The organism is Calditrichota bacterium (genome assembly GCA_013151735.1).
GTDB lineage: Bacteria > Zhuqueibacterota > JdFR-76 > JdFR-76 > BMS3Abin05 > BMS3Abin05.
Map to the genome: position 1 here is coordinate 1 of JAADHR010000106.1, position 22,739 is coordinate 22,739.

Here is a 22,739-nt window from a genome sequence, read left to right on the forward strand (position 1 = left end):
TTCGGGCATACCGTTCCCTCCGAATTACCCAATAAATTTAATATGACCATGCGTATTCCGATTGGCGTGGCAGGGGTTATTTCACCCTGGAATTTCCCAATGGCTATTCCTACATGGAAAATTTTTCCGGCCCTTCTCACTGGCAACACGGTCGTCTTTAAACCTGCCAGTGATACCCCGGCAACGGCCACCAAATTGGTTGAAATTTTCCTGGATGCCGGCGTCCCGCCACAGGCCATTAACCTGGTCCACGGAACAGGTAATGGAGTCGGCATCCCAATTGTTGAACATCCGGATATCGACCTGATTTCATTTACCGGTTCGTCTGCCGTCGGCAAAATTATCTCCCAGAAAGCGGGTAAAGATTTGAAACGCGTTTCTCTCGAATTGGGCGGTAAGAATGCACAAATCGTGATGGATGATGCCGATCTAACCCTGGCTCTTGAAGGTGTTTTGTGGGGGGCTTTTGGAACAACCGGTCAAAGATGTACGGCCACCAGCCGGCTTATCGTGCACGAAAAAGTTTACAACACATTCATTGACAGGCTTGTTGAGAGTGCATCCAAGCTGAAGCTCGGAAACGGCCTGGATGAATCCGTGGATGTGGGACCCGTGATTAATGCTGCGGCCCGGGAAAAAATTCACGGATATGTGGAAATTGGCAAAAAAGAGGGCGCAACCCTGCTGCTGGGCGGTGAATACGCCGAAGAAGGTGATCTCAAAAAGGGTTTCTTCTACAAGCCGACTATCTTTGTGGATGTCAAACCTGAGATGAGAATTGCGCAGGAAGAGATATTTGGCCCGGTTCTTTCGGTCATCAAGGTAAAGGATTTTGACGAGGCCATACGCGTTATAAACGGCGTGGTTTACGGACTCTCATCTTCAATTTATACCCAAGACATCAATCTGGCATACAAGGCCATGCGCGACATCCAGGCAGGTATCACCTATATCAACGGGCCGACAATCGGTGCCGAATGCCATATGCCGTTTGGCGGGGTAAAAGAGACAGGCAATGGCCACCGCGAAGGCGGCTGGGCAGTGTATGATTTCTTTTCAGAAGTAAAAACCATTTACGTTGATTTTAGCGGAAAATTGCAGCGTGCTCAGATAGACAACCGGTGATCACACACAATTTTCTTGAAAAATCAACACAATGAGTTAAAGGGACTGACACAGAGAAAGGAGTTGGAATGATACATGTAAAACCGGACGATGTCCTGAGTGTACTCAGCAAATACATGTTAGTCGATGGTTTCGACATTGTAATAGATTTGGAAAAAAGTCATGGCAGTTACATGGTGGATGCCAGGGACGGATCGGAATATCTGGACTTTTTCAGTTTTTTTGCAACCAATCCGTTAGGGTTTAATCATCCTAAAATGACAACGGAAGAATTTAAACAGAAGCTGGTACGAGCCTCTATTCAAAAGCCTTCGAATTCTGATTTTTACACGGTTGAGATGGCAGAATTTGTAGAAACCTTCTTTCAGATTGCCGTTCCGGATTACTTTAAATATGTGTTTTTTATTGACGGCGGTGCTCTGGCCGTGGAGAATGCCCTGAAGGCAGCCTTTGATTGGAAGGTTCGAAAGAATTTTGCCAAGGGCTATACAGAGGAGAAGGGGCATCAGGTCATTCATTTTATGGAGGCTTTTCATGGCAGAAGCGGATACACACTTTCTTTGACCAACACCGCTGACCCGCGAAAAACCCAATATTTCGCCAAATTTAACTGGCCAAGGGTTTTGAATCCCAAAATCACGTTTCCCTTAACACTTGAGCGCCTGGAGGAGGTAAAGGCTGCCGAGGATGAGAGCATTCGGCAAATTAATGAGGCCATCGAAAACAACCCCGACGATATTGCGGCTATTATTATTGAACCCATTCAAGGCGAAGGCGGAGACAATCATTTCCGACCGGAGTTTTTTAAACAGCTGCGCACCCTTGCTGATGAGAACGACATTCTCCTGATTTTTGACGAGGTTCAAACGGGTGTTGGACTCACCGGGAAAATGTGGGCTCACGAACATTTTGGCGTTCAACCAGACATTCTGGTATTCGGCAAGAAAACGCAGGTCTGCGGGATCTTGGTTACCGATCGCATTGATGAAGTTGAAAACAATGTCTTCAAAGAATCCAGTCGGATTAATTCAACGTGGGGCGGAAATCTGACGGATATGGTTCGTTCTCAGCGCTATTTTGAAATTATTGCCGAAGACAACCTGGTTGATCATGCGGCAAAAATGGGCGCCTATTTTTTCGAACGCATGCAGGCTCTTGAGGATGAATTTCCTGAATTAATCAGTAATGTTCGGGCAAAGGGGCTTTTTGCGGCATTCACCCTCCCCAACGAAGCGATTCGGGACCGGGTTTTTACTCAGGCGCATGAAAATAAAGTTATTGTTCTGAAAAGCGGTCACGATTCCATTCGTTTCCGGCCGCCTTTGACCATTCAAAAAAATGAAATCGATCAAGGCTTTTCAGTGCTTCGGTCGGTTATGAAATCGCTCTAATTTATGGATACGGGTATTCTCTACCTGGTCAGTACGCCCATTGGCAACCTGGAAGACATCACGCTCCGGGCGTTACGCATTTTGAAAGAAGCAGACCTGATTGCGGCTGAGGATACCCGTAAAACAAATTTTCTTTTAAGCCACTATAAAATATCGACGCCGACGATCAGTTTTTATTCGTACAATCAGGTAAAAAAGACGCCTGAGCTGCTCGATTTTTTATCGCAGGGGAAATCCCTTGCATTGGTCACCGATGCGGGAACGCCGGGTATTTCTGACCCGGCATACTATCTGGTCACCCGCGCCATTCAGGCCGGGGTGACACTTGTTCCGGTTCCCGGACCAACGGCATTTATTGCCGGATTGATTGCATCCGGGCTTCCGACACGGCGTTTCGTATTTGAGGGATTTTTGCCCCTCAAAAAGGGGAGAAAAACGCGGTTGATGCAATTGGCGCAAGACGAACGCACCATCGTTCTATACGAATCCCCCCATCGGATTCAACGAACATTGGACGATATTCTAAAATATTTCGGAGATCGTCATATCGTGATTGCCCGTGAGTTAACCAAACTATTTGAGGAATTTATTCGCGGGAAGCTGTCTCAGGTTATCATGCAATTGTCTGAAAAAAAATTAAAAGGGGAGCTCGTACTTATAATCGAAGGAAATGCAAATTTCACGAAAGAAGGAATCAACTCTTGGAACATGCTGAAAAGAAAAAACTAAAATTGGTCATCCTTCCTGATTGGGTTAAGGATGGATTTGTAAAGATTATTCAACCCATCATTGACATTTTTATTAAGGCGCAAATTAACCCGAACACATTCACAACCATTGGGTTTATTGTCAGTTTGTTTGCGGCCTATTTTTTCGGCGCGGGTTCCCTCCGGGCAGGGGGCGCTTTGCTGCTGTTCGCAGGAATTTTCGATATTTTCGACGGCCGTATTGCCAGAGCCACCGGACAGGTAACGAAATTTGGTGCCCTCTACGATTCTACTCTCGACCGCTACTCTGAGGTCATTGTGTTTTTTGGCATCGCCTATTATTTTATTGTTTCCAATCATATGTTGGCTTCCGTGGCGGCTTTTATTGCTCTTGGCGGTTCCATCATGGTCAGTTACGTCCGCGCCCGGGCCGAGGGATTGGGATTTTCCTGCAAAGTCGGCATCATGCAGCGCCCGGAACGCATTGTGACTCTTGGAATCACATCCTTGATTCACCTGTACGTCTTTATTGCAGGCATTGTTTTTGTGGCGATTTTTGCAAATATCACTGCAATCCAGCGCATTTACTACGTGTGGGCCCAGGAAAATGGCAAAAAGGATGAAAAAATTAACAACCTTGATCAAATTGATTAAAAAAGCGGGTGACAAAAATGCTGTACCATATGTATAAATCAAAAATTCATCGGGCCGTTGTTAACGAGGTCGATCTGAATTATGAAGGAAGTATTACGATTGATCGGGAGCTCATGGATGCGGCTCATTTGCTGCCCAACGAAAAAGTTCAGGTGTTAAACATCAACACCGGTCAGCGGGCAGAAACATATATTATTGAGGGCCCTCGCGGATCCGGAAAGATCGGATTAAACGGTGCAATTGCCCGCATGGCTCAGGTGGGCGATTATCTGATTATTATTTCTTATGCCATTATGACCGAAGACGAGGCAAAATATTTTCATCCGACCGTTGTCTTGGTGGATGAAAACAATCGCATTATTTCAAAGACGTCCGATTAAAGAAAGGAGAAACACCTTGAAAAAAGACATTAAGGAACCCCGGGGGAAAATGGGAGTTTTGTTACCCGGAATGGGTGCTGTTGGAACAACATTTATTGCTGGCGTACTCGCGATTCGAAAAGGCCTGGGACAACCATTCGGGTCGTTAACACAAATGGGCACAATTCGCCTCGGAAAACGAACAGACAACCGCGTCCCAAAAATCAAGGATTTTGTTCCGCTTGCCGATATCAGCGATCTGGTCTTTGGCGGCTGGGATATTTTTGAGGACAATGTCTACCAGGCGGCTCTTAATGCCGGTGTTTTGGATAAGGACCTTTTGGACCAGATTAAACCGGAACTGGAAGCCATTAAACCGATGAAAGCCGTTTTTGATCAGAATTACGTAAAAAAACTCCACGGCACCTACATAAAGAAGGCCGAAACCAAGTGGGATTACGCCCAGATGCTGATGGAAGATATCGCCAATTTCAAAGAAAAAAACAATCTGGACCGAGTCGTTATCGATTGGTGCGGAAGCACAGAAATATTTATTTCGCCTCAATCGATTCACAACGATCTGGACAGTTTCGAAAAGGGATTAAAAGAAAATCACGTGGCCATTGCACCCAGCATGATTTACGCCTATGCCGCACTCAAAATGGGTATTCCCTTTATTAACGGAGCCCCCAATCTTACAACGGACATTCCGGCGCTTATGCAGCTGGCCAATGAAAACAACGTCCCGATTGCCGGAAAAGATTACAAAACCGGCCAAACACTGATGAAAACCATCATTGCTCCCGGGCTGAAAGCCCGATTACTGGGACTTTCCGGGTGGTTTTCAACAAATATCCTGGGCAACCGCGACGGAGAAGTTCTGGACGATCCCGAATCCTTTAAGACCAAAGAAGAAAGCAAGCTCTCTGTGCTGGATTATATTCTGCAACCCGATCTTTATCCCGAGCTCTACAAAGATTATTATCACAAGGTCCGAATCAATTATTACCCGCCTCGCGGGGACAATAAAGAGGGCTGGGACAATATCGATATCTTCGGATGGCTGGGTTATCCCATGCAAATCAAGATTGATTTTCTGTGCCGCGACAGTATTTTGGCCGCGCCCATTGTTCTTGATTTAGTCCTTTTTACCGATTTGGCCCAGCGCGCCGGAATGAAGGGTATTCAGGAATGGCTCTCTTTCTATTTCAAGAGCCCCATTACCAAACCCGGTTTGTATCCGGAACATGATCTGTTTATTCAATCGATGAAATTGAAAAACACCCTTCGTTATCTCATGGGTGAAGAACAGATCACCCATTTGGGTCTTGATTATTATGAAGAATGATGGCCGGTTTTGGCACAGTCAAAAATAGAGTTTATTTCTAAATCGACAACTAAAGTAAATCGTTTAAACCAATCCCCCGTATACAATGGGGGATTGGTTTAATATAGATACAAACAAAATGGCCGCTATTTTGAAGAGAAAACACTCTCCGCTCAGGGACATCCTGAAAACCTCGCTTCCGGCTGTTATTGACCTGTCGTCGCAAACAGTCATGTGGACGATCGAGGCTATTCTAATCGGTCACCTCTCAGCTGCTGCTTTTGCCGGTGTTGGAATGGCCATCCAGGTAATTATTCTTTTCTTTACTATTTTCCTCACCTTTATTGTGGGAAGTTCCATTATTATCAACCGTCATCTCGGGGCGGGCGAAAACTGGGAAGCCAATCACATTTTCGGGCAGGCCCTGATGATCGGGATTGCCATGGCCATTTTCGTGGCTATCATCTGGTATTTTGGGGCAACAACCCTCTTTACAATCATTCGGGAAAAGGAACGCGTTGCGCAACAATCGGGTATCCGGTACTTGCGCATCATCGCTCTTTTTTCCCCCCTTATTTTAACAAACTTTGTAGCCATGGGAATCATGCGGGCCGCCGGAGATACCCGCGTAACCATGATTATTAATTTGGTGATTAACACCATCAATCTCATTCTTGCCCCTCTTCTGATTTTCGGGCTCTTTGGCTTTCCACGGCTTGAGGTGAAAGGAGCCGCCCTTGCCGCAGGTTTTGCGCATACGGTGGGCTTTTTCTCCACCCTCTTTGTGCTTCGAACCCGAAAATCGATTCTTTTTCTTTCATTTCGGGAACTTACAACCCCCAATTACAAAAGCTTTAAACGATTATTTTCCGCTGGTGTCCCAACCACGATTGAACAATTATTTTGGGCGTATGGTCAGATGGTGATTACGAGCTACGCCGCAATTTTGGGAATTTATTACCTTGCCGCCCACCAGGTTTTTATGAGAATTCAGGCCATTTTGTCAATGGTGTACATGGGATTCAGTCTCGGCGCCATGACCCTTGTGGGCCAGAATCTCGGTGCCAAGGAACATGCCCGGGCTGAAGAAACCGGGCACGTTGCCGGCTATGTGGTTTCTGTTTTTGTCGTACTTATTGTGGCTTCACTTTTGATTTTCGATAAACCCCTGATCGCTCTTTTCACAGGGGAACCAGAGGTCTTGAAAATTGGTGGAAAAGTCATGATCATTTTTGCTTTGGTTCAAATTCCAAAAGCCATTAACGGGGTTGTCAGCGGAAACCTGCGGGGGGCAGGCGACCTGAAATGGCTCATGTACTGGGCCATTGGCAGTTCCATCATTATGGAAACGGGAATGACCTATGTTTTCGCGTTTCCCTTTCATCTCTCACTCATGGGGTTATGGTTGGTACAGGGAATGGATGAATCGATACGTCTCACACTAAACTATTCCCGTTTCAAGGGAGGAAGCTGGAAATTTATCAAAATTTAAGAAGGGTGTAGTGAAAACAGGTTATCTCATTACATTTGAAGGCATTGATTTTTCCGGAAAATCGCTTCAGGTAAAAAAACTGGTCCACCGGTTAGAAGCCCTTGGCTACAGGGTTGAATTTTTTCGCGAACCCGGCGGCACGGCGATTTCCGAAAGAATCCGGCAGATCTTGCTGGATACCTCACACGCGGAAATGCACCCGATCACCGAGCTGCTGCTCTATTCGGCAGCCCGCGCTCAACTGGTTCGGGAAAAAATCCTGCCCGATTTGGCGGCAGGTAAAACGGTCATTTGCGACCGTTTTGCCGATTCCTCAACCGCTTATCAGGGGTATGGGCGGAACATTCCATTGCAAATGGTTCAAAAAGCGCACGCTCTGGCCATCGGCTCGTTGCAGCCGGATATTACCTTTTTGCTGGATATGGACCCTGGTGCCGCTTTTAAACGAAAAAGCAAGAAGAGAGAATTGGACCGGCTGGAATCGGAAAGGCTTGAATTCTACACGCGGGTGCGCAAGGGGTATCTGGAGATAGCCCAAACGGAAAAAGAGCGCTTTGTTGTACTGGATGCGTCGCGCCCGCCAGAGGAAATTCAAGAAAAAATTTGGGCAGAACTAAAGAAAAAACTTGCGATTTAGAATTTTTTATATCTTCTTTTAGTTTTAATAGGTGTACCTTTCTTAACACGTTTGGAGGTTCAAATGAAGTGGAAAAAACAAGGCATTTGGGTGGTTGTCCTGACCGTTTTAATGATTACGCTTGGCGGTTGGATGGCCAACATGGGGTCTCCTGCCACTCCCGATTACTATTTGGATGTACAAAAAAATCTCACGCTATTTGTACGCATTTATAAAGAAGTAACCCTTAAATACGTAGAGGAGATTGACCCCGACAAATTCATGCACGTGGGAATCAATCGGCTTTTAGACGCACTTGATCCCTACACAGTTCTTCTGGAACGGGATCAGAATGAAGAGATGTCCATTATGACACGGGGAAAGTACGGGGGCGTGGGAATGACCATCAGCATCCGGGATGGCTGGCCCACTGTTGTTGAACCCCCTTTTGACGGAACGCCTGCTCTGAAAGCCGGCATTCGGGAGGGAGATCAGATTATCGAAGTGGACGGCAAATCCACAAAGGGCGAAAAGATTTCCCAAACCGCCTCCCGCTTGCGCGGGCGACCCGGAACCAGTGTCATTATTAAGGTTCGCCGGTCAGGAGTTCCGAAGCCCATCGAATTTCATCTGATTCGGGCCATCATCAGTGTGCATGATTTGAGTTATGCCGGAATGATTCAGGACGGGGTCGGTTATATTAAGCTGAGACGATTCTCCAAAAATGTGGGCAAAGAGGTTGCAAACGCTATTGAAAATCTGAAGTCCCGGGGAATGACATCTGTCATTCTGGACCTCCGTTCCAATCCCGGTGGATTGCTGCCCGCGGCTGTAGATGTGGCCAACGATTTTCTCCCCAAAGGGACGTTGATTGTGTCTACAAAGGGGCGTGTTCCCAATTCCAATCAGGAATTTCGGGCTGAAAATGATCCCGTTGCTCCCAAACTTCCGCTTGCCGTTCTGGTGAACGGTAATTCTGCCTCCGCTTCCGAAATCGTCACCGGGGCCATTCAGGACATGGACCGGGGAGTGGTTGTGGGGACGCGAACATTTGGAAAGGGACTGGTACAAACCGTCGTTCCGTTAAGCAAAACGCAATCGGTAAAAATCACCACGGCAAAATACTACATTCCCAGCGGACGCTGCATTAATAACGATAAACACACGTTTAGGAATTCTGCGGATGTTTTTGTCAAATCGGATTCCACGTCCGGTGATTCTACGAAAAAGAAAGTGTACCACACCAAACACGGCCGCGTGGTGTACGGCGGGGGCGGTATTGAACCCGATATCGTTGTTAAGAATCCGCCGCTTTCCAATTTCGAATGGGAGCTCATCCGGAAGTCCATGTTCTTTAACTTTGCGGTTCATTATGCTTCTGCGATCCAGGACACGTCAAAGCCTATCATTATCGATAACGCTGTTCTCCAATCGTTCCGTAAATATTTGAATAAAAACAAATTCTCTTTCCAGATTGAAGGTCAAAGCGCTTTGAATTCCCTTGAAAAAACGGCGAAAAAACGCAAATACGGCAAGCCTTTTCTGGAGGGAGTAGAAGATTTAAAGACATTCTTGGATCACCAAAAATATCTGGAATTCAGCCGCAGTAAAAAATTTATCAAACGGATGCTCAAACTGGAAATTATTGCCAAGTTAAAGGGCAGTAAGGCCGAAATTCGCGCTTCTCTTGATGATGACAAAACGGTTAAGGCGGCAATTGACATTTTGAAAAATCCCCAGGCCTACAAAGTGAAACTGGGACTGGCAAAGTGATTGTTGAACATCTTCTGCCTCTCTTTCTGGTCGGCAGCGTTGCCGGTCTCCTGGCAGGTTTTTTTGGTGTGGGAGGCGGGGTCATTTTAGGCCCGTTTTTATTGTTCTTTTTTCAATCCAAGGGAATTCCCATTGACGTTGCGGCAAGACTGGCTTTTGGAACCAGCCATTTTTGCGCCATGTTTAACTCGATTTTTGGCGTTCGCTGGCATCAGCGACAGGGAAATGTGCTGTGGAACGTTGTTCTGCATATTGCCGTTTCGGCCACTGTTGGCGCCTATATCGGTTCGTATATGGCGACAATTATGCCGGGACAAATCCTAAAACGAATTCTGGCCTTTATTTTGATTATTTTGGCCATACAGATTTTTGTGGGGTTTGGAGAAACGAAAGGCGGTACATTAAGCCTTTCCTGGAAAAAGACGATTCCCATTGGTTTTATTGCAGGATTTTTCGCGGCACTGGGCGGCATTGGCGGCGGCGTGTTTTTTGTCCCGGCCATGATCCTTTTCCTGCACGTGCCGGTTAAAAAAACGGCCGGTACCTCCAGTGCCATTATTATTTTTACGGCCCTGTCAGGATCCATCGGCTACCTAACCAACGGATTGGGCGTTCCCGGGCGGCCGTATGGATCAATCGGGTATGTCGACATTCTGGCGACCCTGCCTATTTTAACAGGCTCGTTGGTTTTTTCTCAATTGGGAGGTTATCTGAATACGGTTTTGCCGCCCAAATTACTCAGAACACTTTTTGGGTTGTTCCTGGTTGCTATTTTTATTAAATTAGCTTTTCTGAAATAATCAAACAATTACCGGGATCTTTATACAAACCGCAAAAGAACAGTTGTTAAATAGTAAACAAAATCTTTAATCAGGAGGCTGCAACATGAAAAAATACGTGTATTATTTCGGCCCTCAGGGTACGGAGGGCGGTGCGGAAATGAGGAATCTGTTGGGTGGAAAGGGCGCTAATCTTGCGGAAATGAGCCGTATCGGCATCCCGGTTCCTCCCGGATTCACCATATCAACGGAAGCCTGCATCGAATATTTTAAATCCAACAATAGATTGCCAGACGGCTTAATGGAGCAAGTCAAAGAAAACATGGCAAAAATCGAGAAGGATATGAATCGCAAATTTGGCGATGCCGAAAAGCCATTGTTGGTTTCCGTTCGTTCGGGAGCCCGGGTATCCATGCCCGGAATGATGGATACTGTGCTCAATCTCGGTCTGAACGACCAGTCTGTAAAAGGCCTGGCTAAGGAAACGAATAATCCCCGATTTGCCTACGATTCCTACCGGCGGTTTATTCAAATGTTCGGCAATGTTGTTTACGGGGTGGCTGCCGAACACTTTGAAAAAGAACTTCAGAAAAAGAAAGAAGAGGTAGGCGCGGCTTACGATACGGATCTGACAGCCGACGATCTGAAAGACGTTGTGGAACGTTTCAAGAAGATTTTCAAGGAACAAACCGGGAAGGAATTTCCACAGGATCCGTGGGAACAATTAACCGACGCTATTATGGCCGTTTTCCGATCCTGGAACACCAAGCGCGCCATCGATTACCGCCGTGTCAACAAAATTCCCGATGATTGGGGAACCGCCGTCAATGTCGTCACCATGGTTTTTGGCAACATGGGCGAAGATTCGGCAACCGGCGTTGCGTTTACCCGTGACCCCGCAACCGGGGAAAAACGATTCTTCGGTGAATTCCTGAAAAACGCTCAGGGGGAAGACGTTGTGGCCGGAATCCGAACTCCACAACCTATTAATAAAGCCGGACGCACCAGTGCTGATCAAATCACACTTGAAGAAGAAATGCCCGAGGTTTACAAAGAGCTGGAAACCATCTACAAAAAACTGGAAAAACACTACCGTGACATGCAGGATATGGAGTTTACCATCCAAAAGGGCAAACTCTGGATGCTTCAAACACGCAACGGAAAGCGTACGGCCATGGCCGCCATTCGAATCGCAGTTGATATGGTGGAAGAAGGCCTGATCACCAAAGAAGAAGCCGTGATGCGCGTTGAACCGGCCCAATTGGATCAGCTTCTTCACGAGCGTTTTGATCCAAAGGCCGAAAAGAAGTTCTTCGGAAAGGGCATTAATGCCTCTCCCGGCGCGGCCAGCGGATTAATTGCCCTCGATCCGGATAGGGCGGTGGAATGGGCTAAAGAAGGCAAGCCGGTTATTTTGGTCCGAACGGAAACCTCTCCGGATGATTTCCACGGAATGGTTGCTGCCCGGGGAATTCTTACCTCCCGCGGCGGAGCCACCTCTCACGCAGCGGTTGTTGCGCGCGGTATCGGCAAACCCTGCATTGTGGGTGCCGAAAACATTGAAGTGGATTACGACAAACATGTTGTCATTTCCAACGGAATTACCCTAAAAGAAGGCGATGAGATTTCCATTGACGGAAGCGTCGGGGAAATTTACGTGGGCAATGTACCAACAAGCCCGTCCGAAATTACGGCCGTTGTATTGGGACAAATCAAGGCCGACGAAGCGCCTCTGTACCGGTACTATGAAAAACTGATGTCCTGGGCCGATGACATTCGCCGGCTGGGTGTCCGCACCAACTCTGACACGCCACACGATTCCTGGGTTGCCCGTAAATTCGGTGCGGAAGGAATTGGTTTGTGCCGCACGGAACACATGTTTTTCGAAGGCGATCGGATTCTGGCCGTGCGTGAAATGATCTTTGCATCGGACATTGAAGGCCGAAAAAAGGCCCTGGACAAAATCCGTCCCATGCAGCAAAGTGATTTTGAAGGTATTTTCAAGGAAATGGAAGGCTTGCCGGTAACGGTGCGTTTGCTTGATCCGCCTCTGCACGAATTCTTGCCGCATACCGATGAAGAATATGAAGATCTCTCAAAGCGCATCGGCATTCCCGTTGACGAACTCAAAACAAAGGGAAAACAACTAAAAGAAGCCAACCCCATGCTGGGACACCGCGGGTGCCGTCTGGGAATTGTTCATCCTGAAATTACAGAGATGCAGGCACGGGCTATTTTTACGGCCGCCGCTAACCTGATTAAAAAGGGCGTAAAGGTCCTTCCGGAAGTTATGGTTCCTCTGGTGGGTCACAAAGCGGAATTGGATGATCAGGAAGCCATTATCCGCCGTGTGGCCGAAGAGGTCCAAAAAGAGGAAAAAATAGACATCGAATACAAGGTGGGTACCATGATCGAGGTTCCCCGCGCGGCACTGACTGCCGATGAAATTGCGGAAACAGCCGAATTTTTCTCTTTCGGCACAAACGACCTGACCCAGATGACGCTGGGCGTCAGCCGCGACGATGCCGGCAAATTCCTTCCGCTTTACGTGGAGCGCGGCTTCTACAAGGTCGATCCCTTCCAGAGCATCGACCGAAACGGCGTGGGACAGCTTATGGGCATCGGCGTCCAAAAGGGCCGAAAAACACGTCCGGAATTGAAGGTCGGAATTTGCGGCGAACATGGGGGCGATCCGGCATCCATTGAGCTCTGTGATGAGCTGGAATTGAATTACGTGAGCTGTTCGCCGTATCGTGTCCCCATTGCCCGGCTGGCTGCGGCTCAGGCAAAACTCAAACACCAATCATAAACAACTGAATCAAATAACTGGCCCGGCTCTTCTATTCTGAGCCGGGCGTTTTATTGAAGTCACGTCAATAACCACGACTAACACGAATTTAATTTCAATAAAATCAAGTCGTGAAAATTCGAGAAATTCGTGGGCCAAAATCTTTGCAGAACCGACTCGGTAATGAATCAAACAAAATTTAAAATTTTCTGTGATTTTGACGGAACAGTTGCCGTCAACGATGTGGGCAATGAACTCTTTGGAACCTTTGCCACAAAGGAGTGGGAAACCGCTGTTGAGGAATGGAAAGAGGGCAAGATTTCTTCCAGAGAGTGTCTGGAGCGTGAATGTGCCGTAACCACTCTCTCCCAGCAGGATCTGAACGCTTTTTGTGAGCGAAATCCCATCGATCCCACATTTCGGGAATTTGCCGAATATTGCCGGACACAAGAGTACCCTATCGAGATTCTCAGCGACGGAATGGATCGCTACATTCAGGAAATTCTTCGGCGGGAGGCTCTGGACTGGATTCCCGTTCGATCCAATAAAATGGTTTTTATCGATTCGGTTCATATTCGGCCGGAATTTCCTTACTGGGAACACACCTGCGGTGTGTGTGCCAATTGCAAAGGGTATCATCTTCGGAATGCCAGAGACGGAAAAAGTCTGCTTGTGTACGTTGGAGATGGTTTGTCCGATCGCTGTGGCGTCAAAGAAGCAGACATTATTTTTGCCAAAGACGAACTCATCGATTATTGCCAACAAAATCACTATGATTATATTCGTTACAGAAATTTTCGTGACGTACAACACGCGTTACATGCGCTTAAAAAAGAAAATCATCGCGTGACCGTGCCGCTCCAATGATACAGATTAAAACATTTGAACAGATAACCATCGCACGAATGGCCCGCTCGATTTTGGGCCGTCCCCTCTATTTTACCGCCAGCTATCTCGTTGACGGTCTTCTGATTGACACGGGCCCGGCCATTCTGGAAAAGGAACTCCTTGGCACCCTGCCGCTTTCTGGGGTGCGTCTCATCGTCAATACCCACCATCACGAGGATCACATTGGCAATAACGCCGCACTCCAAAAAAAATTCCGGCTCCCCATTTATGCCTTTTCATTGGCCATCCCTGTTATTGAAAATCCGGTTCTTCTCCACGAACAGCTCTACCGGCGCCTGACCTGGGGAAAAGTCCCCAAACCCAGCCATCCCCAGCCTATCGGCGCCACCATAACCGCCCGGCACCTTTCATTCCGCGTTATTTACACGCCGGGACACTCCTTCGCGGATATTACACTGTTTAATCCCGAAAACGGGTGGGCCTTTACGGGTGACATTTTTATCCGGGGCAAGGAAACGGTTATCCGCCACGACAGTGACATCAAAAACATCATGGATTCCCTGAAGGTGCTGAAGGCCTTAAATCCGCGGGTTATTTTCCCAGGAAGCGGCAATCCCATCCTTAATCCTCAGGAAGAATTGGACAAAAAATTGCGGTATTTTGAGCATCTGAAAAATAGGGTTCTGTCTCTTTACGCAGAAGGAAAATCCGTCAAAGAGATTCGCACCCTCCTCTTTCCCAAAACCCCTCTTTTAACCCGCATTTCCTTTGGTGACTATTCCTCCGACAGCCTCATTCGTTCCTTTATTAAAAATTTCGCCTCCCCCAGGTAGCGTTGCTCCCGAACACGTTCAGCCTTTTCACGTGTTTATGACGGCTTTGTCCGCACTCAATAAGCCGATCCGAAGATCAGGTGCCGGTTGGTTTGGCCGATGTGCTTTTATAGCTTGATTTTCACTGGAAATTAGCTTAAATTTTAGAGTTTTAAGGTATTACAGAAGGATGGCCAAAGGTTATGGATCTTTTTTCAAAAGAAGCACCCGCTCAAAAGAGAGCGGATAAATTCCGCCCGCTACCCGACCGTATGCGCCCCCAAACCCTCGACGAGTTTGTGGGGCAGGAGCATATTCTCGGCCCCGGAAAACTCTTGCGCGAGGCCATTATGCGGGACGACCTGATGTCCATGATTTTCTGGGGGCCGCCCGGAGTCGGGAAAACCACGCTGGCGCGCCTGATTGCCCATCAGACAAAATCGGATTTTATTGCCCTCAGTGCCGTTACCGCGGGCGTGGCGGATGTGCGAAAAGCCATTGAACGCGCCAAAAAAAATCTCCGTCTCAACGGCCGGCGCACCATCCTGTTTATTGACGAAATTCACCGGTTTAACAAGGCTCAGCAGGACGCCCTCTTGCATCACGTGGAGGATGGTACGATCTACTTGATTGGCGCCACGACAGAAAACCCGTCGTTTGAAATCAATTCTCCGCTTCTCTCAAGATGCCGTGTGTTCAAACTGGAGCCCCTTTCCCCTGAGGATATTGAGACCATTCTTGACCGTGCGATCCAAAAGGATTTGATTCTGCGAGAGGTTCCCATTCAATTTGAAAACAACGCCAAGTCGAGCTTGATTCGGCTTTCGTCGGGGGATGCCCGCATTGCCTTGAGTGCTCTGGAGATTGCTTTTAAGCTGGCACAAAAATCCTCATCCGAACAAACGGTCATCATTACCAACCAGCACGTGGAACAGGCATTTCAGAGCCGGGCGCTTTTTTACGACAAGAAGGCCGATTACCATTACGACGTCATTTCTGCCTTCATCAAGAGCCTTCGCGGATCGGATCCGGATGCCGCTCTTTACTGGATGGCCCGCATGATTGATGCCGGGGAAGACCCCAAATTTATTGCCCGCAGAATGGTCATTTTGGCCTCCGAGGACGTGGGAAATGCCGACCCTCAGGCGCTTGTTCTTGCGACGGCCGGATTTCAGGCTATCACTGTTATTGGGATGCCGGAGGGACGCATCATTCTGGCTCAGGTGGCCACCTATCTGGCATCGGCGCCCAAAAGCAATGCCGCCTATCTGGCCATCGAAAAGGCCCTTCAGGACATCAAACAGTCACCCATTGAGCCCGTGCCGCTGCACCTCCGGAATGCGCCAACGGCTCTGATGAAAAATTTGGATTACGCAAAGGGGTACCGGTACCCGCACGATTTTCCGGAACATTTTATTGAGCAAACCTATTTACCTGACGATAAAAAGGATATTATTTACTACGACCCCACAACCCTGGGTTACGAGGCAAAAATCAGGGAACGACTAAACCGACTCTGGAAAAAACGGGCAGAAAGAAAAGGGAAATCGTAACCCGCCAGAGCCGATTTGGGGGTGATGAACAATCTGCAATTTGCTAAGCTGTTTTTGCTTAAAAAGAAAGACGTTCACGTCTAACCGACCAAAGGAGGTTCTTTATACATGAGTACGCGAGTGGCTATTGGCGTTGATCTGGGCGGAACAAATTTGAAAATGGGACTGGTTTCTGAAAACGGAGAGATTCTGTTTGAAATCCGAAAGGACACCCGCGCCGAAAAGGGGCCTGATTTCATTCTCACCCAAATTGAAAAGGGCATCTCAACCCTGTTAAAAGAGGCCGGGGAGATGTCTGTTTGCGGAATCGGAATCGGTGTTCCCGGAACGGTTTTTTTCAAAAAGGGAATCGTTTCCTATCCCCCCAATCTCCCGGGCTGGAAAGAAGAACCTGTACGCGACCGCATTCAGGGAAAATTCAACCTTCCCGTAATGGTTGAAAATGATGCCAATGTGGCGGCCCTCGCCGAAAAGGCTCACGGGGCCGGAAAGGGGTTCAACCATTTCCTCTGCATTACGCTTGGGACCGGCGTAGGGGGAGGACTTATTTTGAACGGAAAGCTCTACCACGGTGCCGTTGGCGCTGCCGGAGAATTCGGACACATGACCATTAATTTCCAGGGACCGCCCTGCAACTGCGGAAATTACGGCTGCATCGAACGTTACGTGGGCGCTCAATACATTGTGGAACGAGCCATTCGCAAGATCCGGGAATACCCCACCTCTTCATTGGCCGATTACGCCAAAAACCCGGAAAACGTTACGCCCAAATTGATTAATGAATTGGCCCAAGAAGGAGACGCCTTATCACGGGAAATCCTTCGCGAAACCGGAGAATTGCTGGGTGTTGCTCTTACTTCCGTTGTGAATCTTTTAAATCTGGAACTCATCGTCATTGCCGGAGGAATTTCCAATGCCGGTGAGATCCTTTTCCAGCCGATTCGCCAAAAAATAAAAGAATTGGCCCTCCCGCTTCCGGGTTCTCTGGTCCATGTTGCGGGTGCTCAAATGGCCGACCGCTCCGGTGTTATCGGTGCGGCTCAATTGGCTTTTGAAAATAACTAGTTTGTACAGATGCGTGTGCCTGCACAAATGACTCGCCTTTTTGCACAGTCTCTTCTTTTTCTCCTTCTTCTGGTGATTCCAGTGCAGGCACAAACCCGGTCATCCCCCAACGATTCCACCCAAACCCAATCCCATTCCACGGAACTGGACACCACCGTTGCCTACGAGGCGGATGAAATTGTGAGCGATGCTCAAAAAAAGCTCACACGCCTCATTGGCCATGCCCAGGTAACCTATGGAAAGATGACCCTGACCGCGGGTCTGATCACAATTGACTGGGACAAAAACCTGTTGACCGCCACCGGTTTACCCGATACCCAAAAAGTGGCTTCCGCCAAGAATCCGGCGGATACGCTTCTGGTTCCCGGATTTAAAGAACTGCCGGTTTTTACGGACGGATCACAAAAAATGTCCGGTTTCAAAATGACCTACAATTTTGATACTCAGAAGGGCCGTGTTATCCGCGGCCGAACGGCTTTTGAAGATGGGTTTTACACGGGTGAAATCATTAAGCGCGTCTCCAGCAACACCTATTTTGTGAAAGGGGGAACGTTTACCACCTGTAATCTTCCCAAGAATCCCCATTACCATTTTTACAGCACCCGAATGAAGCTTATTTTTAACGATAAGGTGATTGCTAAGCCAATTATTATGTATATTCGGCACATTCCCGTTGCGGCCCTGCCCTTCGGTATGTTTCCCAACAAATCCGGCCGGCATTCGGGATTTCTGATTCCCCGCTACGGCGAGAGCGCGGTCGAAGGCCGTTACCTGCGTGACATCGGTTACTACTGGGCCGCCAGTCAATACTGGGACACGGTCTTTTCAATGGATTATTTCGAAAAAACGGGATTTCTTTTCCACGGAAATATAAATTACGCCCTGCGATATCTCCTGCGGGGACACGTGTCGGCTTCGTTGGTCCGAAAAACGTATTCCTCCGGGAAACAGCGCCGCTGGGATTTATCTCTTTCTCACAATCAAACCTTTGACCCGACTATGAGTCTGCATGCGTCGGGCCTGTTTGTCAGTGACAAGAGTTACTACCGGGATTTCAGCTCCAGTTTAAGTCAGCGGCTCAATCGGGAAATTCGTTCCAATGCCACCTTTTCAAAATACTGGAGGGGGTCCGGAACCAGCGTGAGTGTCAATGTTTCCCGCACGCAAAATCTGGATTCGGGAACGACGACCGATATTTTACCCCAGATTTTCTTCCGGGCGGGGCGACGGCCCATACGTGAGTTTTTTCGAAGAACACCCCAGGAAGTGCGTCCGGTACGGCGGAAATCCACCCCTCCCAAACGCCACTGGTACGATGCGATTTATCTCTCGTACAACTCTCAGTTTCTCAATCGGCGTTACATCAGTGAACCGAACGATACAACCCGCACTGTTCGCGAACAATTCGGCGTCCAGCACCAGATTTCCGTCAACAGCACGCAAAAGGTTTTTCACTGGATTTCCACCAGCCAAAACCTTTCCTACCAGGAGGTTTGGGCCGATCACGTGCAGGAGTATAGTTTGAATCCTCAGACCAATCAAATCGAAAGCCGGGATGTTAAAAAATTCGCCGCCCGCAGAACCTTCTCCACCAGCTTCTCCGCCAACACCAAACTTTACGGGACATTTTTTCCCAATAAATTTGGGATCAGGGCCCTTCGCCACGTGATGACTCCCTCCCTCTCCTTCAGCTTCCGCCCGGATTTCTCCAACCCCCGCTACGGCTACTATGAAACTGTGGTTGACACAACCGGTCAGGTCTATCATTTTGATCGATTCGGGAATATTCTCTTCGGCGGAACCAGCCGGGGCGGGAGTGAAACCGCTAATTTTTCGGTTTACAATATCTTCCAGATGAAGACCGGAACTGAGGAAAAGGTTAAGAAAATTGATCTGTTCACACTGAACCTGTCGAGCGGGTACAATTTTAGGGCCGACTCGCTTCGTTTATCCTCGATTGTTTCGTCGTTTCGCTCCCGGCCCAGTCGAAACACCAGCGTGCTCGTGAGCGCCGGATTTAGTCCCTACCAATTCAATCCGGTGACGGGCCGAACCGTCAATTCCTGGTTGGCGTCTGAAAGGCCCTGGTCGCCCGTGCGGCTGGTGAATCTAAACAGCAGCCTTTCCTTCCGCGTCAACAGCCGCATGTTTCAGACACGAAAAAAAACCAAAGCCGAGGCGGACACCGCCGAAACGCCTCAAAATCAGGTCACGCCCCTTTCTCCGCTCAACCGCTTTTCAGGGAGTGACGGCTTCAGCGGTCCCAATTTACCGTGGTCGGCTAACTTTTCGCTGACCTACAACATCAGCAAATACAACCCCATCCGTCCGCGGAAAACCTTCTGGCTCAATGTAAATTCCTCCTTTCAACTGACCAAAAAGTGGAAAATCAATTACACGGCTCGTTTCGACATGAAAGAACAAAAGATTGTTTCCCAGAATATTGTTATTTACCGCGATTTACACTGCTGGGAAGCCCGGATCGTGTGGTACCCCACCGGCCCCTACAAACATTTTTATCTGAGAATTAACATCAAATCACCCCTCCTGAAAGAGCTGAAACTGGAAAAGCGCACCGGGCGTACCGGTTATTTTGGAGGATTTCAGGGCTGGTAAAAAGTGGGACACTGTACAGAGTGAGTGGTAACGCTTCGCAAAGACCCGATTGTTTCAGGTGTTTCCGGTTGGGTTCTTTGAATCTACAGCCCGTATTTTTTCAATTCCTTTTTTAAAAGCTCACGGGCCCGAAATAAACGCGCTTTCACCGTGCCAATGGGCACATGCAGAATTGCGCCGATTTCTTCGTAGGATTTATCTTCACGGTGCCTCAGAGTGATGATCGTCCGGTACTTCTCCGGGAGCGACTGAATGGCTCTCAGGATAATCTCCGTCGATTCATGCGTTAACAAGGTCTTTTCGGGGCTGAACTTTTCATCCGGGTATTCCCGGCTGACTTCCCCCTCTTTTGTTTTGACGGGTTCATCCAGCGAATACATTTGAAGTTTTCGTTTCCGAAGGAGGTCAATGGTGTGATTCGTTGCTATTTTGTACAACCAGGTGGAAAAAGCAAATTCTTCCTTAAAAGAACGCAACGAATTAAATGCCTTCAGGAACGTTTCCTGCACCAAATCCTCGGTCTCCTCCCGATTCCCCACCATTTTGTAAATGAGATGGTAAATGATGCCGTGGTATTTTCTGAGAAGTTCCTCGTAGGCTTTTTGATTACCCTCAACGGCCAACTGAATCAATTGTCGATCCGACTCATTCATGATTTTAAAGTAACGGATATTCCAAAAAGAATCAAGTTAAAATTTCTTGAATTAAATTCTATTTTTGTGTATAATTAGAAAGGCTTTTCCTGGTTCATTTTAATAAAGAGGCGCATTTCAGATGATTGCCGGTATCGGCGTGGACATTGTTTCGGTGAAACGCATGCACACCATTTCTCAGCGATGGCAGTCTCATTTTTTGCAGAAGATCTTCTCTGACGCGGAAATCGCCTATTGCACCGCCAAAACCGGTCAGGCTGTTTCCCAATCCTTCGCGGCCCGCTTTGCTGCAAAGGAAGCCTTTAAAAAGGCGTTGACCGCCGCCGGAAATGCCAGACCCCTGAACTGGAAGGAGGTCTGGGTGGAACACACCCGGGAAGGCGTTCCCGTTTTCAGGTTTTCCGACCCTTTACAGCAGGAAATGAACGGGTTTGATTGCCACCTTAGTCTTTCACACGAAAACGAGTTTGCCATTGCTTTGGTTATTTTGGAAACAAAGAAGCCATTTAATTTCTGATTTTACGTATTTCCAAACGGCAAGAATCTAGGATCGGATTTGTGATGGGGACAAAAGGGCAGCACGAAATTTAAAATAGGAACTTTGGGTCTTTGAGTTTTGGTGGCCAGACCACCACGAAATCTTTTTAAAACGGAGAGGTCAAACCATGGAACCCGTGGTAAGTGTTCAGGAAATGCGCACAGTGGACCAATTATCCACAACGGAATTGAATATTCCGGCTATCTTGCTCATGGAAAATGCGGGACTGAAAACAGCCCAGGCTATTCGCCGTGAGCTTGGTGATCTTACACACAAACAGGTGTGTATCATTTGTGGAAAAGGCAACAACGGGGGCGATGGTTTTGTGGTGGGACGGCACTTGAGCCGGATGGGAGCCAGGGTTGAGTTTTTTTCAACGGCCCCATTAAGCGACTTCAAGGGAGAAGCGGCCGTCAATCGCCAAATTGCCGAGCGCCTTCGTCTTCCCGTTCACGACATCCGCACAATGGATGATTTAAAACCGGCTGTTGCACCCGATTTAATTGTGGATGCCCTTCTGGGAACCGGCATTCGCGGCGAGGTAACCGGATTGTACCGAGCGCTCATCGAGTGGATGAATGCACAATCCGTTCCTATTGTGGCCGTTGATACGCCCTCCGGGGTTAATTGCGAAACCGGCGACGTGGCCGGCACCGCGGTACGCGCCACCTTCACCGTAACCATGGGCGCCATTAAAACCGGTCAGCTCTTTTATCCTGCCCGTTCGCATCAGAACAAACTCCGGGTTGCCGATTTAAATGCGCCTCCTTTTCTCCTTGAAAAGGTAAACACGCAAAAATTTCTGGTGACGCCCGAAGATATTGTTTCTCTTCTTCCCGAACGCCCTCCGGATGGCTACAAGAATACGTTCGGAAAGGTGCTCCTGATTGCCGGGTCGACGGGACTCACCGGGGCCGCCACAATGGCCTCTTTAAGTGCACTGAGGAGTGGTGCCGGTATGGCCGTGCTTGCCATTCCTGAGCGGTTTAATCCCGTCCTTGAAGAAAAGGTAACAGAGGTTATGACGGCACCCCTGCCCGAAACGGAGGACGGAAGCATTCATTCCCGGGCGATTGAGCAGATCGATCGCTGGCTGCAGTGGAGTCACGTTTTGGCCTTAGGGCCGGGTCTTTCGACCCACCCCGAAACCCAAACCTTTGTGCGGGCTCTTTTGGGAAAGGCAAATCAACCCATTGTGATTGATGCCGACGGCATTAACAATCTGGCCGGGCAGGTCGATCTTATCCGGAATTATCCGGCTGACCTTGTGTTTACACCGCACGTCGGGGAACTTTCACGGTTAATTGGTGTTCCACAAAAGGATATTTTAACAAATCGTATCGCCCTTCTCAAAGAATGGGCGTCCAAACTCAATTGTACCCTCTTACTCAAGGGAGCCCCCACGTTGATTGCCGATCCCTCGGGAACACTCTATTTTAACCCGACCGGAAACGCCGGGATGGCCACTGCGGGCTCAGGCGATGTGCTCACCGGACTCATTGCCGGGTTTTTGGCCCAGGGCCTTACCGGCACACACGCCGCGATTGCAGGCGCCTTTGTTCACGGAATGGCCGGTGATCTGGCCCGGAAAAAATTGGGCCAACGGGGAATGATTGCCGGGGACATTTTAAATCACGTTCCG

The 22,739-nt window shown here is 48.4% G+C and carries 19 protein-coding genes; 18 read left to right on the plus strand and 1 reads right to left on the minus strand.

The genetic code is table 11. From position 1 onward, the window contains the following. The 16 genes from GXO76_07240 to GXO76_07315 all read left to right on the plus strand — a co-directional run. The coding region (locus GXO76_07240; protein ID NOY77645.1) for an aldehyde dehydrogenase family protein at positions 1-1,125 on the plus strand (1,125 nt) is incomplete at its 5' end. A gap of 68 nt (positions 1,126-1,193) precedes the next feature. Next, complete coding sequence (locus GXO76_07245; GenBank protein ID NOY77646.1) at positions 1,194-2,516, plus strand: L-lysine 6-transaminase; 1,323 nt, start codon at positions 1,194-1,196, stop codon at positions 2,514-2,516. A gap of 24 nt (positions 2,517-2,540) precedes the next feature. Beyond that, on the plus strand, positions 2,541-3,245 hold the full coding sequence (gene rsmI, locus GXO76_07250; protein NOY77647.1) for a 16S rRNA (cytidine(1402)-2'-O)-methyltransferase: 705 nt from the start codon (positions 2,541-2,543) through the stop codon (positions 3,243-3,245). A gap of 2 nt (positions 3,246-3,247) precedes the next feature. Continuing rightward, positions 3,248-3,877 (plus strand): CDP-alcohol phosphatidyltransferase family protein, encoded by a 630-nt coding sequence (locus tag GXO76_07255; protein NOY77648.1) that lies wholly within the window; start codon positions 3,248-3,250, stop codon positions 3,875-3,877. A 17-nt stretch (positions 3,878-3,894) separates the two neighbouring features. Then, positions 3,895-4,257, plus strand: coding sequence for an aspartate 1-decarboxylase (locus GXO76_07260; GenBank protein ID NOY77649.1), 363 nt, complete (start codon positions 3,895-3,897; stop codon positions 4,255-4,257). Then, on the plus strand, positions 4,220-5,584 hold the full coding sequence (locus GXO76_07265) for an inositol-3-phosphate synthase (protein NOY77650.1): 1,365 nt from the start codon (positions 4,220-4,222) through the stop codon (positions 5,582-5,584). The genes GXO76_07260 and GXO76_07265 overlap by 38 nt, the downstream gene beginning before the upstream one ends. Positions 5,585-5,702: 118 nt before the next feature. Next, on the plus strand, positions 5,703-7,055 hold the full coding sequence (locus GXO76_07270) for an MATE family efflux transporter (GenBank protein ID NOY77651.1): 1,353 nt from the start codon (positions 5,703-5,705) through the stop codon (positions 7,053-7,055). 10 nt (positions 7,056-7,065) lie between these two features. Continuing rightward, positions 7,066-7,692, plus strand: a complete 627-nt coding sequence (locus GXO76_07275; GenBank protein ID NOY77652.1) for a dTMP kinase — start codon at positions 7,066-7,068, stop codon at positions 7,690-7,692. 63 nt (positions 7,693-7,755) lie between these two features. Then, the gene (locus GXO76_07280; GenBank protein ID NOY77653.1) at positions 7,756-9,444 is read left to right on the plus strand and encodes a S41 family peptidase; all 1,689 of its coding nucleotides are present in this window, start codon (positions 7,756-7,758) and stop codon (positions 9,442-9,444) included. Further along, complete coding sequence (locus GXO76_07285) at positions 9,441-10,244, plus strand: sulfite exporter TauE/SafE family protein (GenBank protein NOY77654.1); 804 nt, start codon at positions 9,441-9,443, stop codon at positions 10,242-10,244. Before GXO76_07280 ends, GXO76_07285 begins: the two co-directional genes overlap by 4 nt. An 85-nt stretch (positions 10,245-10,329) precedes the next feature. Then, the gene (locus GXO76_07290) at positions 10,330-13,032 is read left to right on the plus strand and encodes a pyruvate, phosphate dikinase (GenBank protein ID NOY77655.1); all 2,703 of its coding nucleotides are present in this window, start codon (positions 10,330-10,332) and stop codon (positions 13,030-13,032) included. 162 nt (positions 13,033-13,194) lie between these two features. Beyond that, on the plus strand, positions 13,195-13,878 hold the full coding sequence (locus tag GXO76_07295; GenBank protein ID NOY77656.1) for an MtnX-like HAD-IB family phosphatase: 684 nt from the start codon (positions 13,195-13,197) through the stop codon (positions 13,876-13,878). Next, positions 13,875-14,693, plus strand: coding sequence for an MBL fold metallo-hydrolase (locus GXO76_07300; protein ID NOY77657.1), 819 nt, complete (start codon positions 13,875-13,877; stop codon positions 14,691-14,693). Before GXO76_07295 ends, GXO76_07300 begins: the two co-directional genes overlap by 4 nt. A 182-nt stretch (positions 14,694-14,875) precedes the next feature. Beyond that, positions 14,876-16,225, plus strand: a complete 1,350-nt coding sequence (locus GXO76_07305) for a replication-associated recombination protein A (GenBank protein NOY77658.1) — start codon at positions 14,876-14,878, stop codon at positions 16,223-16,225. Positions 16,226-16,333: 108 nt separating this feature from the next. Continuing rightward, on the plus strand, positions 16,334-17,290 hold the full coding sequence (locus GXO76_07310; protein ID NOY77659.1) for an ROK family protein: 957 nt from the start codon (positions 16,334-16,336) through the stop codon (positions 17,288-17,290). A 9-nt stretch (positions 17,291-17,299) separates the two neighbouring features. Then, the gene (locus GXO76_07315; GenBank protein ID NOY77660.1) at positions 17,300-19,906 is read left to right on the plus strand and encodes a hypothetical protein; all 2,607 of its coding nucleotides are present in this window, start codon (positions 17,300-17,302) and stop codon (positions 19,904-19,906) included. An 83-nt stretch (positions 19,907-19,989) separates the two neighbouring features. Here GXO76_07315 and GXO76_07320 read toward each other — a convergent pair whose 3' ends face one another. Beyond that, positions 19,990-20,559: a sigma-70 family RNA polymerase sigma factor gene (locus tag GXO76_07320; protein NOY77661.1), complete on the minus strand. Its 570-nt coding sequence runs from the start codon at positions 20,557-20,559 to the stop codon at positions 19,990-19,992. Positions 20,560-20,680: 121 nt separating this feature from the next. On the opposite strand from GXO76_07320, the gene acpS reads away from it, so the two are divergent. Together acpS and GXO76_07330 are read left to right on the plus strand one after the other, a co-directional pair. Then, complete coding sequence (gene acpS / locus GXO76_07325) at positions 20,681-21,076, plus strand: holo-[acyl-carrier-protein] synthase (GenBank protein ID NOY77662.1); 396 nt, start codon at positions 20,681-20,683, stop codon at positions 21,074-21,076. Positions 21,077-21,224: 148 nt separating this feature from the next. After that, on the plus strand, positions 21,225-22,739 hold a 1,515-nt coding region (locus tag GXO76_07330; protein ID NOY77663.1), incomplete at its 3' end, for an NAD(P)H-hydrate dehydratase.